General features: G+C 56.5%; 17 protein-coding genes. 7 read left to right on the top strand and 10 right to left on the bottom strand.

The window, feature by feature from the left end; genetic code table 11:
* Positions 1–2: 2 nt before the first annotated feature.
* On the bottom strand, positions 3–2150 hold the full coding sequence (scpA, locus tag ACFQ14_RS08525; protein WP_377212303.1) for a methylmalonyl-CoA mutase: 2148 nt from the start codon (positions 2148–2150) through the stop codon (positions 3–5).
* 207 nt (positions 2151–2357) lie between these two features.
* On the opposite strand from scpA, the gene ACFQ14_RS08520 reads away from it, so the two are divergent.
* Positions 2358–3632: a hypothetical protein gene (locus ACFQ14_RS08520; RefSeq protein ID WP_377212302.1), complete on the top strand. Its 1275-nt coding sequence runs from the start codon at positions 2358–2360 to the stop codon at positions 3630–3632.
* Between the two features lie 6 nt (positions 3633–3638).
* Here ACFQ14_RS08520 and ACFQ14_RS08515 read toward each other — a convergent pair whose 3' ends face one another.
* Complete coding sequence (locus tag ACFQ14_RS08515; RefSeq protein WP_377212301.1) at positions 3639–5642, bottom strand: acetyl-CoA carboxylase biotin carboxylase subunit; 2004 nt, start codon at positions 5640–5642, stop codon at positions 3639–3641.
* A 1095-nt stretch (positions 5643–6737) separates the two neighbouring features.
* Here ACFQ14_RS08515 and ACFQ14_RS08510 point away from each other — a divergent pair.
* Together ACFQ14_RS08510 and ACFQ14_RS08505 are read left to right on the top strand one after the other, a co-directional pair.
* Positions 6738–7490, top strand: coding sequence for a helix-turn-helix transcriptional regulator (locus ACFQ14_RS08510; RefSeq protein ID WP_377212300.1), 753 nt, complete (start codon positions 6738–6740; stop codon positions 7488–7490).
* An 85-nt stretch (positions 7491–7575) separates the two neighbouring features.
* Complete coding sequence (locus ACFQ14_RS08505; RefSeq protein ID WP_377212299.1) at positions 7576–8232, top strand: acyl-homoserine-lactone synthase; 657 nt, start codon at positions 7576–7578, stop codon at positions 8230–8232.
* 129 nt (positions 8233–8361) lie between these two features.
* On the opposite strand, the gene ACFQ14_RS08500 is transcribed toward ACFQ14_RS08505, so the two are convergent.
* The 4 genes from ACFQ14_RS08500 to yghU form a co-directional block, all read right to left on the bottom strand.
* Positions 8362–8727, bottom strand: coding sequence for a SpoIIAA family protein (locus tag ACFQ14_RS08500; RefSeq protein ID WP_377212298.1), 366 nt, complete (start codon positions 8725–8727; stop codon positions 8362–8364).
* A gap of 80 nt (positions 8728–8807) precedes the next feature.
* Positions 8808–9170, bottom strand: coding sequence for a hypothetical protein (locus ACFQ14_RS08495; protein WP_377212297.1), 363 nt, complete (start codon positions 9168–9170; stop codon positions 8808–8810).
* 56 nt (positions 9171–9226) lie between these two features.
* Complete coding sequence (locus ACFQ14_RS08490) at positions 9227–9955, bottom strand: hypothetical protein (protein WP_377212296.1); 729 nt, start codon at positions 9953–9955, stop codon at positions 9227–9229.
* Between the two features lie 64 nt (positions 9956–10019).
* A complete protein-coding gene (gene yghU, locus ACFQ14_RS08485) occupies positions 10020–10925 on the bottom strand; it encodes a glutathione-dependent disulfide-bond oxidoreductase (protein WP_377212295.1) in 906 nt (301 codons plus the stop codon).
* A 177-nt stretch (positions 10926–11102) separates the two neighbouring features.
* On the opposite strand from yghU, the gene ACFQ14_RS08480 reads away from it, so the two are divergent.
* Together ACFQ14_RS08480 and ACFQ14_RS08475 are read left to right on the top strand one after the other, a co-directional pair.
* Positions 11103–11621, top strand: coding sequence for a redoxin domain-containing protein (locus tag ACFQ14_RS08480; RefSeq protein ID WP_377212294.1), 519 nt, complete (start codon positions 11103–11105; stop codon positions 11619–11621).
* 32 nt (positions 11622–11653) lie between these two features.
* Positions 11654–12016, top strand: coding sequence for a hypothetical protein (locus ACFQ14_RS08475; protein WP_377212293.1), 363 nt, complete (start codon positions 11654–11656; stop codon positions 12014–12016).
* A 59-nt stretch (positions 12017–12075) separates the two neighbouring features.
* Here the strand turns inward: ACFQ14_RS08475 and groL are convergent, their stop codons facing one another.
* Positions 12076–13704 carry a chaperonin GroEL gene (groL, locus tag ACFQ14_RS08470; RefSeq protein WP_377212292.1) on the bottom strand — a complete coding sequence of 543 codons (1629 nt, stop codon included), beginning with the start codon at positions 13702–13704 and terminating at the stop codon, positions 12076–12078.
* A gap of 40 nt (positions 13705–13744) precedes the next feature.
* Positions 13745–14059 (bottom strand): co-chaperone GroES, encoded by a 315-nt coding sequence (locus ACFQ14_RS08465; protein WP_377212291.1) that lies wholly within the window; start codon positions 14057–14059, stop codon positions 13745–13747.
* Between the two features lie 247 nt (positions 14060–14306).
* Between ACFQ14_RS08465 and ACFQ14_RS08460 the strand changes: the two genes are divergently transcribed.
* Entirely contained in the window at positions 14307–14591 is a 285-nt protein-coding gene (locus ACFQ14_RS08460) for an usg protein (protein WP_377212290.1), read from the top strand.
* A 96-nt stretch (positions 14592–14687) separates the two neighbouring features.
* Here the strand turns inward: ACFQ14_RS08460 and ACFQ14_RS08455 are convergent, their stop codons facing one another.
* Positions 14688–15542, bottom strand: a complete 855-nt coding sequence (locus ACFQ14_RS08455; protein ID WP_377212289.1) for a DUF1194 domain-containing protein — start codon at positions 15540–15542, stop codon at positions 14688–14690.
* Positions 15543–15692: 150 nt separating this feature from the next.
* Here ACFQ14_RS08455 and ACFQ14_RS08450 point away from each other — a divergent pair, with 150 nt between their 5' ends.
* The gene (locus tag ACFQ14_RS08450; protein WP_377212288.1) at positions 15693–16187 is read left to right on the top strand and encodes a LysM peptidoglycan-binding domain-containing protein; all 495 of its coding nucleotides are present in this window, start codon (positions 15693–15695) and stop codon (positions 16185–16187) included.
* Positions 16188–16327: 140 nt separating this feature from the next.
* On the opposite strand, the gene ACFQ14_RS08445 is transcribed toward ACFQ14_RS08450, so the two are convergent.
* Positions 16328–16570 carry a hypothetical protein gene (locus tag ACFQ14_RS08445; protein WP_377212287.1) on the bottom strand — a complete coding sequence of 81 codons (243 nt, stop codon included), beginning with the start codon at positions 16568–16570 and terminating at the stop codon, positions 16328–16330.
* Positions 16571–17156 lie beyond the last annotated feature (586 nt).

The following is a 17156-nucleotide window of genomic DNA, read 5'->3' as shown; positions in this document are numbered from 1 at the left end:
GTCTAGATGTTCCGCCCACGGAATTGTTCGCTAAGCAAATCAACGAGAGACAGCGCTGCTTCTGGGATGTTTGTGCCGGGACCAAATACTTGTTTAACACCGGCCCGGTGCAGGAAATCGTAGTCTTGATTGGGGATGACGCCGCCGCAAATGACAATTTTTTCGGCCGCGTCTAGCTTTGCCAATTCTTCCAATAGCAATGGTGCCAGTGTCTTATGGCCTGCGGCATGAGATGAGACGCCGACGATATCCACGTCTTCTTCAACAGCCAATTGTGCTGCTTCTTCAGGCGTTTGAAACAGGGGGCCTACGGTAACGTCAAAGCCTAGGTCTTGGAACGCTGTCGCGATAACTTTGGCGCCTCGATCATGGCCATCTTGCCCCATTTTGCACACGAGCACCCGTGGCTTCCGACCAAGTTTCTCTGCGAACCCAGAAATTGTATCTTGGGTTTTCTTGTAGAGCGGGTCGTCACCGAACGTTTCGCCGTAGATACCCTCAATGGTGATGATATCGGCGGCATGGCGGCCAAAAGCGTTTTCCATCGCCCATGAAATTTCGCCGACAGTTGCGCGAGCACGGGCCGCTTCGACTGCGGCCTCTAGGATATTGCCATTTCCCGACCGCGCTACTTCTTCGAGGTTCGCCAAAGCTGTGGAATGTGCCTCGGCGTTGCGCGTTTTACGAATACGCATGAGGCGCGCTATCTGCGCATCGCGCACGGCAGCGTTGTCGATATCGCGCACATCCATGGGGGCTTCGAAACTTGGTTTAAACTTGTTGACGCCAACGATGACCTCGTCGCCTTTGTCGATACGCGCTTGCTTCTGGGCGGCTGCCTCTTCGATTCGTGCTTTTGGCATGCCTTTGTTGATGGCTTCTGTCATGCCTCCAAGAGCTTCGATTTCTTCCATCAAAGCCCATGCTTCGTCGATCAAGTCGCCTGTCAGTTTCTCTACGTAGTATGAACCCGCAAGTGGATCGACGACTTTGGTGACGCCCGTTTCGTGTTGCAACATCAGTTGTGTGTTGCGTGCTATTCGGGCGGAGAAATCTGTCGGCAGCGCAATTGCCTCATCGAACGAGTTGGTGTGCAGGCTTTGGGTGCCGCCGAGCACCGCACTCATGGCTTCGTAGGCTGTGCGCACAATGTTGTTGTAGGGATCTTGTTCCTGCAGCGAGACACCAGACGTTTGGCAGTGGGTGCGCAACATTTGGCTGCGTTCGCTGGCGCCAAAGTCTGCCATAATTTTGGCCCAAAGATAGCGTGCGGCGCGAAGCTTCGCTGCTTCCATAAAAAAATTCATGCCAATGCAAAAGAAGAATGAAAGTCGTCCAGCGAAAGCGTCAACATCCATGCCTTTGGCAATGGCGGCGCGAACATATTCGCGTCCGTCGGCTAAGGTGAACGCCAGTTCCTGCACCAGCGTCGAACCTGCTTCCTGCATGTGATAGCCGGAAATCGAAATCGAATTGTATTTCGGCATTTCTCTTGCCGTGTATTCGATGATGTCCGCGACGATGCGCATAGAGGGTTCGGGCGGATAGATGTAGGTGTTGCGCACCATGAATTCTTTGAGAATGTCGTTCTGGATCGTTCCGGAGAGCTTGGAGCGGTCCACGCCTTGCTCTTCGCCTGCGACAATGAACGATGCCAGAACGGGAATGACCGCGCCGTTCATGGTCATAGAAACCGACATTTCATCGAGCGGAATGCCGTCGAACAGGATTTTCATGTCCTCGACGGAATCGATAGCCACGCCCGCTTTCCCGACATCGCCTACAACGCGGGGATGGTCTGAATCGTAACCACGGTGGGTTGCCAGATCAAAGGCAACGGAGAGCCCTTTTTGGCCTGCTGCCAAGTTTGCGCGGTAGAACTTGTTACTTTCTTCGGCGGTGGAAAAACCCGCATATTGACGGATTGTCCAAGGGCGGCCCGCATACATAGTGGCTTTCGGTCCGCGAGTGTAGGGCGGCATGCCTGGAGTGGAATTAAGGTGTGCCAGCCCCTCAGTGTCTTGGGCAGTGTAAAGCGGTTTGACGGCAATGCCTTCCGGCGTATCCCAGACAAGCGCATGCGGGTCGCCGCCCTTCATCTCTTTGGATGCGAGGTCGAGCCAGTCTCTCGGCAGGTCGTTTTTACTCACTTGCGGATGCTCCCTGTTTTCAATTTGCTTTGTAGACTGATGCTAGCGCCCGGCCAAGCTCTGCTGACTTAACCCTTAGCATTAAGCGGCGTTAACGATGAGAGGGAAGGTCTCTGTAAAAGTGGGAATGGTTTGGTTAATGTGTTGCTTAAGCGGCATCTTTTGCAAAAGGTGCCCTGATGGTAATGCCCGAAACGATGGAATGTGATGACTGCGATGCGAGTTAAATCCGGTGCTTTGACTATTGCGCTTGCGCTTTTCCTGAGCGGAACTGCACATGCGACCGATCCGTTTTTGAAAGAAGCGGAAGCTGTCAAGAGCAAGCCGGCTGCCAAAAAGCCTGTGCGCAAACGGGTAGCTCCACGCCGCGCCCAGCGCCGTCTGGTGACACTACCCGCTTTCCGCCCCGGAACGGATGTCGTGGTGGCTGGGAAGGTTAATGAATCTGAGCAAACCCCTGCGACCGTTGATGGTGCCAAACCTGCTGTGAAGCCGGAAATCGCAGCAACTCCTGTGGTTGAGGCTGAGCGAGCGGAACGAGAAGTCGCGAGGATCGAAGAACCTGTCAAAGTTGAAAAAGCTCCTGATGTCGCTGAGGCCGTGAAAGAACCTGTTGAGACAGTCGTTGAGAAAGCCCCAGACAAACCTAAGACGGGTTTTGTGTACAAAGCGCCAGAAGCACCAGCGGAGACGGTCGCTGAGCAGCAAGCCAAGGTTGAGACCCCCGAGGTTGCGATCGCAAAGCCAGAGCCTGCTGATGAGGTTAAGGTGAAGGTCGCTGAGAAACTCCCTGAAGTTGCACCCAAGGAATCCGTCGAGGCAAGCAAACCTCCTATGACGCCTGAAAGCGAGACTGCTGTTGCAGAAACTGGGATTGTCGGGTCGGATGCTGTGGTTGCTATGGCTAAGCCTGAGAAAGAGGTGAAGGTCGAGCAGCCTCCAAAAGCTGAAGTGGTTGAAACGAAACCTGTTGAACCAGAAGTGACAACCGAAGAGCCGGTTCAGGTCGAGGCGGAAGTTGCGGTTGTCGAGCCTGCTCCCGTGGAAGCTGCGCCGAAGGAAGAGGGGTCGGAAGCGCAAATTGTCATGATCGATCCCGAAGGCAAGGCTTCCACTGGCGCTACCGTTACGGTGCCTGCGGCTAAGCCTGCATCGTTCGAAGCTCCCGTTGAACTGACGAGTGTTCAGCCTGCGCCTGCGCTTGGTGAAATTTCCACCATAGATTTTTCACAACGTCCAACGAGCTACATCAAAGCGCTGGACGATCAACGTCTGAGCAAGTTACCGGGGCGGAAGACTCGTGGGTTCAAGGCCGAAGAAGTTATCGCTATCCGCCACCACGCTCTCATGCTGCTGACCAACAGGGAGTGCACCGGCATCACCGAGGGCGGTCGCGCCGCGACACCGGGCATGCTTTACATACGCTGCAGCGATGATCCGACGTTCATCCGTCAATTCCCGCTTGAAGAGCAGAGCTGGTAGGCAGCCTTATTCAAATTCCATGATAACTTCGTCCACCGCTAGGCTTTCGCCTTTAGCGGCATGAACTTTGGTGACCTTGGTTTTCTTCTCAGCCCGCAAGATGTTTTCCATCTTCATGGCTTCAACCGTGGCCAACGCCTGACCTTCCTGAACCTCGTCGCCTTCGCTGACCATGATGTCTACCACAAGGCCGGGCATGGGGCATAAGAGTTGCTTGGACGTGTCTGGCGCCACCTTCGCAATCATATGGCGGTTGAGTTCCGCCATGCGAGGGGAGAGGACGATGGCTTTGACGTCCGCGCCACGATAGGTGAGGGCGAAACCGGCAGGGATGGCTTTGACCTTAACCGCAATTGGCGCACCGTTGACAGTGGCGCGCATGATGGTTTGGCCGGGGCGCCAGTCGGTCAGCAGTTTGACCTTGCTGCCGTCTGCGAACTTGATCTTGGCACCTTCATTCTTCGCTTTCAGGCGCAGGGGGTATTCCTCTCCATCGAGCGAGACGACCCAATCCTTGCCGACACGACGCTTGTGGTTTGTCATTGCGCCGGAAATTCTTGTCCGCCGAAGTTGCGCGATCATGTTCATGGCCGCGGCGCATGCGGCAAGGTTGCGGGCTGTCTCCGCGTCCGGCTGCGTGCCTTCGAAACCCTCAGGATACTCTTCTTCGATGAAGGCGGTGGTGATGTTGCCGGAGCGGAAGCGCTCGTGGTCCATCACGGCAGACAGGAAAGGCAGGTTGTGCCCAATGCCATCGACCTCAAACGTGTCGAGCGCGACGCGCATGGCGTCGATGGCGGTGATGCGGTCTTTGCCCCATGTGCACAGTTTGGCGATCATGGGATCGTAGAACATAGATATCTCGCCGCCCTCATACACGCCGGTATCGTTGCGAATGATCGTGCCGTCGTTCTGCTCGCCTTCTTGCGGGGGGCGATATCTTGTCAGACGACCGATAGAGGGCAGGAAGTTGCGATAGGGGTCTTCGGCGTAGAGACGGCTCTCTATGGCCCAGCCGTTCAAGGTTACATCGCTCTGCTTGATGGTGAGTTTTTCACCGTAGGCGACGCGGATCATCTGTTCGACGAGGTCGATGCCGGTGATGAGTTCGGTGACGGGGTGTTCGACTTGCAGGCGGGTGTTCATCTCCAGGAAGTAGAAATTGCGGTCCCCATCGACGATGAATTCGACCGTCCCTGCGCTGGAATAATCGACGGCCTGGGCCAGCGCCACTGCTTGTTCGCCCATTGCCTTGCGGGTTTTTTCATCGAGGAAGGGGGAGGGCGCTTCTTCGATTACCTTTTGGTTTCGGCGCTGGATGGAGCATTCGCGCTCGCCGAGATAGATGCAATTTCCGTGGCTGTCGGCCAGAACCTGAATTTCGATGTGGCGCGGCTGGGTGACGAACTTCTCGATGAAGATGCGGTCGTCGCCGAAGGAATTGGCGGCTTCGTTCTTTGACGACTGGAACCCTTCGCGCGCGCCTGCGTCGTCCCATGCGATTCTCATGCCTTTGCCGCCGCCGCCTGCGGAGGCTTTGATCATCACCGGATAGCCGATTTCCGAGGCGATCTTGACGGCCTCATCTGCGTCTTCGATCAGGCCCATATGGCCCGGCACGGTGGAGACGCCTGCTTCCTGGGCGAGCTTCTTAGACGTGATCTTGTCGCCCATTGCCTCAATCGCGCCGACGGGCGGACCTATGAAGGCGACGTTGGCTTTCTTCAGGGCTTCGGCAAATTTCGGATTTTCGGACAGAAAGCCGTAGCCGGGGTGGACGGCCTGTGCGCCCGAAGCCTTGATCGCGTCCATGATCTTGTCGATCACGATGTAGGATTCGTTTGCCGCCGGAGGGCCGATATGGATGGCCTCGTCAGCCATTGAGACGTGCAGCGCGTCCTTATCGGCGTCGGAATAAACGGCTACGGTCTTGATGCCCATGGCGCGGGCGGTTTTGATGACACGACAGGCGATTTCGCCGCGGTTTGCGATCAGAATCTTTTTGAACATTTCGGCAGTGTCCCCTCCGGCTTGGAAGGGCGATCTTGCCGTTCAGCGGCTTGCGTTGCAACCGTTCTTGCGTCCGACTTTGGACGCAACACAAAAACCTCCGCCGGAGGGTTTTCTCCGCGAGAGTTGGGCTGGTTCAAACCGCACGGGCGGCGGGAACTGTGGAGCGGGTGAAAGCGCGCCTATCTGGTAGTGTGTGTGCGCGCCATCGCCCGCCCCACCGGCTGTTGAACCCTGCCATTTTCCCTGCTGCCGCTTCTTTTAAAAGCTGAAGCAGGAGTCAGAACCTGACCGTTGGGCTTCCCCAATGCGCGTTGCTGGACCGAGGCAGGGTGCCGGGAAAGCGTTCCGTTATCCGCAATTCCGGCAGCCGTCCCTTGCGCATGATATCCGACGGCCCGGCACCACCGTTCCCCGCGCACGGGATGGGGAGGATTGTGGGGGAAGGGGGAGAGGCGGGGGTAAGTTTTTGGGGGGGGAATTAAGCATTCACCTGAAATTCGCGAGATTTCAGCTCAACATACACGTTGATCCAAAAAAAGCTGGTCCGTAGGTCATCGTTTTTCTCCGATGTAAGTGCCCTAAATAACGCTTCCTCTGCGCTGTTCGGTCCGTGCGAATTTGCAAGCACGTCAGCAGCTTCTCGTTCTGCATCTGTTACTGGGCTGCTTCTTGGGTCAGCAAGCGATTGGGGTTCAAGAAATTTTTGAAAAGGGCTCGGCAAGAAATTCTCCTGTCTGTCAACAAACACGATTTCGCATCTAGCCTCCCCGAAATGATTCTTAGCACAAAAAATTTGATTTCAGCTACCTACCATTGTGCAGGTTTCGTTTTGCGCAACGCAAGGCTACTTGTTTGGAAGAAATTCAATTCGACTTGGTGGGGTAACAATGGGAGCTGCACGGTTTACCGAGTGCCCAAGACAAAGGCGCGACTTTATGTTGGCCATGTCTTCTGTGAGATCGCTTTACATAGCCAGTATTTCACTTGCCATAGACAACTGCGATAACCTTGATCTTGAACCATTTTATCAAGGTTTGATTGAATTGGATCGGGCGTCTTCAAGTTCGATTTCGAGGGGGAATTTAGTTTCAAATGGAGAAGTTCAAAGAGAATGTTCAAACGTTTCGGGAACGCGCGTTCAAAGCGATTGAATCCGAAAAATCTGTCGAGCAATCGATCAATGCGCTGAACAGAGTGTTGGCAGAGGATGGGGCGGCAAAGTTCATAGCCTACCACTCCTCTCGCTTGGGAGCACGGCCATCCGTCGATCCCTACATTCGGCTCACTTATCCCGCCTCATGGATAAAGCGCTACCTTACGCGCGGGTATATTGATGTCGATCCTGTCGTCAGAGAGGGCTTTTCACGCTCTTTAGCGTTCGACTGGACAGAGATCGAGATCATAAGCGAAGCCGAAAAAGCGTTTTTCGAAGATGCGGCCGAACACGAAGTCGGCGTGAATGGCTTATCCATCCCTTTGATCGGACGGTACGGCCACCGCGGCTTGTTCTCAATCAGCTCCGACCTGCCGTTCCAAGAATGGTCTGAGTGGTGGCGTCCAAAAATATCTGATCTTTTGGAAATTGGTCATTGTGTTCATAAAACAGCGATTTCGCGAGTGATTGGCGGCGAAGTGTCGCGGTTACCTCCACGCTCTCTAGAATGCCTTGAGTGGATGAGCCGAGGGAAAACCATGAGCGAAACCGCAACGATCTTGAATTTATCTGAAAATACAGTTCGTGCGTATCTGAGAACAGCCAGACACAAGCTCAACACTGCCAACACCTCTCAAGCCATTAGCAAAGCGATTGAGCTTGGGTTCATCCGGCCGGATTCTCAGGTGTAAGATACACACAATTGTGCATGTTTACCAAAGTGGGTCTCTCGGATTTCCTGTTGGTCTAGATCGACCTAAAACGGGGTATGCAGCAGTGATTCACATCGTGGAGCAATTCAATAAACACCTATATAAATCGCAGTTGGAGCAAATGCATAAGCAAAGGGCATTCGTATTTGGCGAGCGCTTGGGATGGGATGTCAGTGTTACCGACGATGGTTTGGAGATTGATGAATATGATCACAATGAAGCAGTGTATTTGCTGAATTTGGATCCAACTAACGATTCCGTTTTGGGTTCACTGAGACTGCTTCCGACCACATGTCCGACACTTCTCAAGGATGTGTTTTACGACACCATGCCTGATGGAATGGAGTTTGAGTCCCCAACTATCTGGGAGTGCACCAGGTTTTGCGTGGACGAAAGGCGGCTTGATACGCCAGCCTCAAGGGCGCGAATCTCATGCGTCTCCGAAGAATTGTTGGTTGGTATCGGAGAAATTGGCTGTGCTGCTGGCATTAAGACAATCGTTGGGAATTTCGTTCCTGCAATGCTGAAACTGTACAAACGCGCTCACTGCAAGGTCGATGTTTTGGGTCGTACCGACCGCTTTGGCCCAACCGTCTATCTAGGGGCATTTCATGTCTCTGAAGAGATTCTGGAAAACATGAAGTCTGTGCTCGGAATCGAAAACCCTGTCATCGAAAATCGCAATGGAACGAGCTACTTCAGTACAGAACAGGCGGCATAGAAGCACAGAATAGGCTGGTTTTTTGCCACCACATCCCGCATCACCCCAGCCCCCAAACCACCCCCAGCATCACCGCGCACACGGCGAGCCAGGTTAGGGTGCAGGGCCAGCATATCCGCCCACCCTTCATCATCCGGCGGCGAGCCATTTTTCGGCTTTTTCGTGCTCGTCGAGGTCGAAATCCTTGATCGTGATGCCGGGGATGAGTTTGCCTTCTATGAGGGCGGCTTTGCGGATCCAGTCGGTGTCGGTGAGCACGGCCACGCGGTCTATGCGGGAGATGAGGCCGAACAGGCGGGGCATGTAGCGCATTTCGACGGCCAGCGCGGAGAGCGACGGCCACTCGAAATCCTTGATGACGTAAAGCATCTGGCCGTGTTCCATGCCTTCGGATTTTTCGAAAAACTCGTCCAGCAGGCTTCTCATGCGCTCGGCGTCGAGCTTGCCGGTGAGGGTGAAGTCGAGGCGGTTGTCGCTGATGCGTTCGATTTTCATGGTTTGCGTCTCCTTGCCGGTGTGCCCCTCTCCCTCGATATGGGGACGGCACGGCGGGGTTTTTAGGGGAGACGGGCTGTTCAATCGATCCAGTTGTCTGCGTCGAAAGCCTCGGGGAAGGAGCGTTCGGCGACCTTGCGGTTGACCATGAGCAGGGCTTCGTAGCTTTCGGGGTCGAACGGGTCTTCGGCGGGAATGACCTCGCGGCCAAACAGCCACGAAATGCGGCCCGCGTCGAGATTGCCGCGCTCGAAGGGTTGGTCGCCGAAATGCTTTACCAGACAGGCGAGGAAATTCATGTCCGCCGTGCGGTCCTTCGGGTTGCGGTCGGCGTAGCGCTCACGGGCGATGATTTTCGTGGCGCCCGCTTTGTTCTCACGGCGCAAGGTGAACTGATAATCCGTGCCGGGAAGGCGCGATGGAAAGCCGCGGTGTTTGTGCATGGAGCCGATATATCACGGGTGGGCGGGATTTCCAGCCTCGTTTTGGGCAGTGAGGCTTAGGGGCAGGCGATTTTGAACGGCTCCAGCGCATGGGCCAGCGCGGTGGTGTCGAACTCTGCCGGGACTTGCGAAATTTCCGCGTGGATGGGGCGCACGCGCACGGACTTGGCCTGCGCCAGTTGTTGCAGCAGGTCGCGCGTTGCACCGTCCTGCCACACGCCAACGGCCGTGCGCTTTTGCGATGCGTCGAAGAAGGTGGTGAGGAAGGGCGCGCCGTCGAAGCTGAACTCGACCGCAATGTTGGCGTTGCGGCCCCTGATTTCCTCGCCCAGATCGAGCCAAAGGCTGTGGCGGCCCGCACGGCAAGCGGCGTAGATGTGCTGGATGGCGTGACCTTCGGCCTGTGCGTCAGTTGCGCGGATGTTGGCGCTGCGGATGAGGATGCGGCCTGTTTTGTCGGTCTCCAAACGCCGCGTGTTGATGCGCCAAGCGTCTTTGATTGCCAGCGCTTCTGATGCTTCTTCCAATGGCTGTTGCTGGGCGAAAAACCGGGTGAAGCAGTTGCGGCGGTCTGCCTGCGTTGGCATGTCCGTGCAAATTTGCGCGGTCAACTTCTGCGACAGCGGGGCGGGTGCGGGCTGCGTGGGCTTGTCTTGGCTGACGAGTGCTTGGCGCTGGGGCGCGGCTGCTTTTTCAGCGTCCAGTCCAGAAGACAGCGTGAAATCCGCCGCCACGAGGGCTGCGGAAATCAGGGCTAGCAAAGCAATGGGGGCAAATGCCTTCATGTCGCTGTCTGTTGCTCGGGTCTTGTGGTGAGGCCGAGTATACAGACAGCGGTTTAAGGGACCGTTATTCGGCCGCTTCCAATTTATCCTGCGTTTTCAGCTCGAAATCGGAGGCGTCGTGGCGTTCGTGCAATTGCTCTTCCTTCGGGCCGAAGGGGCGGTTGACCATGCGGCCGCGCTTGACGGGTTCGCGCTCGGCGATTTCCTTCTGCCAGCGGATGACGTTTTCGTATTCCTGCACCTGCAGGAACGTGCCAGATTCGCCGTAGATCGTGCCGGTGACGACGTTGCCATACCAGGGCCAGATGGCCATGTCGGCGATGGAATAATCCTTGCCCGCCATGAATTGATTGTCGGCCAGATGGGTGTCGAGCACGTGAAGCTGGCGCTTGGTTTCCATCGCGAAACGGTCGATGGCGTATTGGATCTTGATCGGCGCATAGGCGTAGAAATGGCCGAAGCCGCCACCGAGATAGGGCGCGGAACCCATCTGCCAGAATAGCCAGTTGAGCGCCTCGGTGCGGGCCTTGGGTTCGGTGGGCAGGAACGCGCCAAACTTCTCAGCCAGATAGAGAAGGATCGCGCCGGATTCGAACACGCGGCGCGGTTCCGGCACACTGTGGTCCATCAGCGCGGGGATTTTGGAATTGGGGTTTGCGCCGACGAAGCCGGAGCCGAATTGGTCGCCTTCGCCAATATTGATAAGCCAAGCGTCGTATTCCGCCTCGCTGAAACCTTTCGCCAGAAGCTCTTCCAGCATCACGGTGACTTTCACGCCGTTGGGGGTGGCGAGGGAATAGAGCTGCAAGGGATGTTTGCCGACGGGCAGGTCTTTTTCGGACGTTGCGCCGGAAATCGGGCGGTTGATGTTGGCAAATTTCCCGCCATTGCCTTTGTCCCATGTCCAAACCGAAGCTGGCTCGTAGCCTGCGGGGAAGTTGTTTGCGGGATCTGGTTTTTCGTCAGCCATGGGGTCGTGTCCTTGATCAAAGTGTCGTGTGAAAATCTCTAAACCGATGATATGGGGAGCGACAACCGTGGTCCAAGGGGCGGGCAGGGGTTTATTTTGCCAAGATGATCGTTTGGCGCGGGGCCGTTTTTCGGCAACACTGGCGTTTTGCGAAAACAGAGCGTTAGGGGACCACCAATGCCTTCCATGAAACTGGATGCGGGAAGCCAATTTCCCGAAATGGATTTTCACCTTGTGGGCGGCGCCATGGTCAGCATCGGCGGCGCGCGGGAACGCTGGACATTGTTCATCGTGTATCGCGGTAAGCACTGCCCAAAATGCAAAACCTATCTCAACAAGCTGGAAGCGATGAAGGGGGATTGGGAGGCTGCGGGTTTCGATATTCTGGTCGTCTCCGCCGATCCCGAAACAAAGGCGAAGGCTGATCTGGAGGAGTTTGGCTGGACGTTTCCGCTGGCCTATGGCTTGAGCGAGCGCCAGATGGAGGCGCTGGGGCTTTACATCTCATCGCCGCTATCGGAGGCGGAGAACGACCGCAACTTCGCCGAACCGGGACACTTTTGCATATCGCCATCGGGCGTTTTGCAGATTACATGTATCAGCAACGGACCTGCGGCCCGGCCTGATCTCGCTGATTTGCTGGCGGGCATGCAGTTTAACATTGCCAACCAACGCCCGCCCCGCGGGTTGGCTTAGCAAGCCTCATTGAAAAGCTGAAAGGAGGGGGCATGCGAAGAAAACATCCCTCCCGAGCGGCACGGTTTTTCGGCGACACACCCGAAGACGACACGTCTGCACCGCCGCAACGTAAGATGAGCGAGCGGCAACGCGCGGCCTTGCGCGACGAGCATTGGTCGTGGCTGCGCATGATTATGGTGCAGACAGCCTGGGGTGGGGCGATTGGTATTCTGATCGGCTACCTCATTATCCACCACGACGTGCGCCGCATCGGCACCATGATTGAGAAATCGGATCAGTGGTTGCTGTTCACTTTCCTGCTTCTGTTCAGCTTTGCATCGCTTATCGGCAGCATTGCCGGTGGCATTGCCATCTGGCTGCGGGCGGAGAAAGAAGCCCGGGACCACATGTGAAAAACGGCGCTCCGGTTTCCCGAAGCGCCGCTTTCCTTTTGGCCTGATAGCCTGACGGCTTAGAAGTCCATGCCTGCACCTGCCGGCATGGCGGGTGCGGCCTCCTTCTTCGGCACCTCAGCCACCATCGCTTCGGTGGTGACGAGCAGGCCCGCGATGGACGAAGCGTCTTGCAGGGCCGTGCGAACCACCTTGGCGGGGTCGATAACGCCCATTTTGAACAGATCGCCGTATTCGTCCGTCTGTGCGTTCCAGCCCCACGAGGCCTTATCGTTCTCGCGGATTTTGCCAACGATGACGGAAGCCTCATGCCCCGCATTAGAGGCAATCTGACGGGCGGGGGCCTCAATCGCCCAACGGACGATGGAGATGCCACGGGTCTGGTCTTCGTTGGCACCGGTCATGCCTTCCAACGCTTTTGCCGCCCGAAGCAGGGCCACGCCACCACCTGGCACGATGCCTTCTTCGACGGCTGCGCGGGTGGCGTGAAGGGCGTCATCGACGCGGTCTTTCTTTTCCTTCACTTCCACTTCGGTTGCGCCGCCGACGCGCAGAACGGCCACGCCGCCTGCGAGTTTCGCCAGACGCTCTTGCAGTTTCTCGCGGTCATAGTCGGAGGTGGTTTCCTCGATCTGCTGCTTGATCTGCGCCACACGGGCGTCGATTGCCGCCTTGTCGCCAGCGCCATCGACCACGGTGGTGTCTTCCTTGGTGATCGCGACCTTGCGGGCGGTGCCCAGCATATCGAGCGTGACGTTTTCAAGCTTGATGCCAAGGTCTTCGGAAATAACCTCGCCGCCGGTAAGGACCGCGATATCCTGCAACATGGCTTTGCGGCGGTCGCCGAAGCCCGGTGCTTTCACGGCAGCGACCTTCAGGCCACCGCGCAGGCGGTTGACCACCAGCGTCGCCAGCGCTTCGCCTTCCACGTCTTCGGCAATGATGAGCAGCGGCTTGCCTGACTGAACGACAGCTTCAAGCAGCGGCAGGATGGACTGGAGGTTCGACAGCTTTTTCTCGTGCAACAGAATGTAAGGGTCTTCCAGTTCCACCCGCATCTTATCCTGATTGGTCACGAAATACGGGGAGAGGTAACCGCGGTCGAACTGCATGCCTTCGACGACTTCCAACTCGGTTTCCAGCGACTTGGCTTCTTCAACAGTGATGACGCCCTCGTTGCCGACCTTTTCCATGGCGCGGGAGAGGAACTCGCCGATCTCGTTGTCGCCGTTGGCGGAAATGGTGCCGACCTGGGCAATCTCTTCGTTTTTCGAAATCGCCTTGGCGTTGGCTTTCAGCTCCGCGACGACTTTGTCGACCGCCAGGTCGATGCCGCGTTTGAGATCCATCGGATTCATGCCGGCGGCGACTGCCTTTGCGCCTTCGCGGACGATGGCTTGGGCCAGCACAGTTGCGGTGGTGGTGCCGTCGCCTGCCAGATCGTTGGTCTTGGAGGCCACTTCGCGCACCATCTGTGCGCCCATGTTTTCGAACTTGTCTTCAAGCTCGATTTCCTTGGCGACGGAAACGCCGTCTTTCGTGATGCGCGGTGCGCCGAAGGATTTGTCGATGACGACGTTGCGCCCCTTGGGGCCGAGGGTGACTTTCACCGCGTCGGCCAGAATATCCACGCCCCGCAGCATGCGCGTGCGGGCATCGGTGGAAAACTTCACTTCTTTTGCAGACATAGAATTGCTCCTTTACAAAAAAGCCTGATCCGCACGAGGATCAGGCGGCTTTCTTGGCAGCTTCGGTGTGGTGGACGATGCCCATCACATCGCTTTCTTTCATGATGAGCAGCTCTTCACCGTCTATGGTGACTTCGGTTCCTGACCACTTGCCAAACAAAATGAAATCACCGGCCTGAACGTCGAGCGGCACTTTGTGGCCCGTCTCGTCGCGCGCGCCGGAACCGACAGCGATGACTTCGCCTTCCATCGGCTTTTCTTTGGCTGTGTCTGGAATGATGATGCCGCCTGCTGTCTTTTCGTCCGCCTCAATGCGGCGAACCAGGATGCGGTCGTGAAGGGGTGTGAACTTCATTTCGGGTTTCCTCCTTGAGCAAAAAATGAAGAACGGTGCGGACCTCTTTTGGGCGCGTTTTGCGCCTTCGAGCCTCCGCTATTGCGCGATTTATTTTCGCCTATGGGGCGTTTCAAGAGGGTGGAGTCAAAAAATTAGCACTCAAGCTAATTTGGTGCTAACAATATGATTTAATGAAGAAAAAACTTGCAAGATTTTCGCATTTTGGCATCATTTGCGTGATTTTTTGCAAAATGGGAGCCTTGCGATGGACCAGCTTGAACCGCCGCGCAGCGAGTTGGAATTGATGATGGAGGGGCACGGCCTGACAACGGCCAATATCTATTATCACATGCCGGATTTCGACAGCGTTTTGCAGAATTTCGTCTGGCAGGAATACGATCTCGCGCCGGACTTTCCCAAACTGCTCGGCTTTCTCGATTTCTGGAAAGCGGAGTTGGACGGGCGGCTGCATTCGGTGCAATACACCCACCAAAAGCTCATCCGCCCCGGCGAATGGCGCAACGTGGACGGGGAGTTTCGTCTGCACTGATGGGGCTGAGCGGCCAGGGAGGCGAGTGCCGACCCGGCGCGCATGCGCCGCTTCCGCGAAGCGAAGGTGTGAAGGACCGGCAGCGTGAGCGAATTATTAAGGCTGCATCCAGTTCGGTTCGCTCCATAAATCTCGCATCTGCTGCCAGATTTTTTCGCCGATCATGCAGTCATAGCCGTCCGGTGTCTTGCCGGAGTAGAAGGCGCGGATGGGTTTCGGTTGTTCGGATGGCGGGGGTTTGCCCGCCAGTTCCAGCACCAGTTTTTGCCGCACCGCGCTGGGGAATTGGTCCCACGAGCGCACGGGGATGACGAAAGAGGCGGGGCCGCCGACGACGCATTCGCGGTAGTAATCATCGAGATCATCCAGATGCCAGCGCGCGCCCATGCCGTCGCGGGTCATGAGCGGCAGGCCGTTGATGACGAAGCCCGCGGCGACCGCCTTGTCACGGGCGGGAACGACCGGGCGGCCATCGTTGTTCGGCCCGTCGCCGGAAATATCGATGACGCGGCGCAGGCCCTGATAGCCGTTGTTCGTAAATTGCGCGGTGGCGTAATCAATCGCGCCGGAAAGCGATGTGCGGCGCAGGGAGGGGTTGAACTGCGCCGTGAGTTTCAGCGCGAAGGCGCGGGCATCCTCAGCGCTGTCGATCAGCGTCCACGGCACGATGGTGCGCTGGGAGGCAAAGCCCGCCCATTCGACATAGGTGATCGCCACCTTGCCATGAATGCCGGACGTGATGGCCTTGGTGACTTCATCGGACGCAAGCGCCTCCGCATAACCGCGCCGCTGGATTTCCAACTCGCGGGGCGACATGGAGCGGGAGACATCGACGGCGAGAAAGAGTTCAACGTCGACGGGGGTGGGGGCCGAAGAAGAACTTTGCGCGTGCGCAGGGGAGGCGAGAAGGAGGGTGGCGAGGGCCAGTGCTGGGGCGACGCGGTGGGGCATGATCTGAGTTTGGCAGGGGGAAATTGAGGGGGCAAGCGTGACATGTTGGAGCGGGTGGGGCTTGTCTCCCGCCTGTGGGAATGCGCACAGATGGGCGGGTGGGAATAGCTTATCGTGTGAGGCTCCAGCCACGAAAACAGGAGCGCTCCCATGAACATCGACATTCAACAACCGGCACCGTTTGACCTGGTGGGTCAGGAAATTCTGATCGCGGGAAACGCGGTGGGCTTTGAAGGCACGCTGTCGGTGATGCTGACGGAGGGGCACGACCAATTCGACAGTTTCGTCAACGCCGGATCGCTGATGCTGCGGCAGTTTCAGGGCAGCGTCACGGTGCCCGACGACATCGAATTCAAACTCTCGCGCCTGTTTCTGACGGTTGCCGACGATACGGCAGGCGGAGAAGGCGGCCCCCCGCCATCGGTGACGCTCTCAGTGCTCTACGGCCCGCTGATTTTGCCGGGCTATACGGGATATCGCGAGCGGACTGTCGTGGCAGGCGACACGCTGTCGGCCATTGCGGCGGATGAGTATGGGGACGCGTCGATGTTCGGAGTGATCCAGCAGGCCAACCAGCACATCGTGCCGGACGCGAATTTGATCGTGCCGGGGATGGTGTTGCGCGTGCCGCGGAATGATGGGTGAGGGTGAGTGCTCAATGGCGGCTTTGAGGCCGAAGCAGAAGTGACGATTTGCTTATTAAGCACTCGGAACAAATATCAGGTCCTTAAATTCACCCCTCGAATGTAATCGACTCAGGTCGGTCCCGCAGACCTCGAACACCATCAATTACATCGCTCTCCCATGCGGCTTTTTACTGAAGCCATGTCGGCAAGCGGTTCTCGATCAGTATAAGGCGTAACCGGGCGGGCGTGATAGTCATACCGCCATCCACAAAGTTGAACCCGCCGCTTGAGGGTGATTTCCCAAACTGCTGCGTCGATAAAGCCAAGCAGCTCTTTTTCGCGGTATACATCGACGAACAATGCATAAAGCGTAACGCCTGTTGGCAGACGATGTGCACTCATCTTCCTTGCTTTCATTAAACAAGTTTGCTTTGGTTACGCGGCGAGTGAGAATTTTAAATCTCGCCAAAGGCTGAATTATGAGACTTGTTTCCTTCGCGGCTGCGACACTGTCACTATCTGCTATAGTCTTGATCGACAGTATGTCGGTGGGTGCCGGGATAATCGTTTCTAGCGCTGCGGCGGAAGATAAGAACGTCGCTATATGTCGAAAACGCTTGAATGAGTTTAACAGGGTAAGGGTCAAGCCTGGATTTCATCGTGCCTTTTCCATGAATATGGTTCGAGACACGTGCGGCTGGTCTGGCCTCCACAAAACCAAAAAAGCTGCGCGATCTGAAGCTGTCAAGAACTGCAGAAAGGTCTACAGCGGCATCAACTTCTGCCGGGTTGTTCAAGTGAAGTAGTGGATTGCGTCTTTGCGGTATCCACAATCAGCATGCTGACGAATTATTTCTCAAGCGTAGGCTAGTCACAATCGTGTCCAAAGCAAATGCGATTTTCCAATCGCGCGCATGGTTCATTCTAGCCTAATGGCTGAATGTCAACTGGCAGCTTCGTCCGCATAGCAGCCCTCGCACCGCTGCCC

The sequence above is a fragment of the Pseudahrensia aquimaris genome, assembly GCF_042676045.1.
Taxonomy (GTDB): Bacteria; Pseudomonadota; Alphaproteobacteria; order Rhizobiales; family Rhizobiaceae; genus Pseudahrensia; species Pseudahrensia aquimaris.
This window is presented reverse-complemented; position numbering and strand designations above follow the sequence as displayed.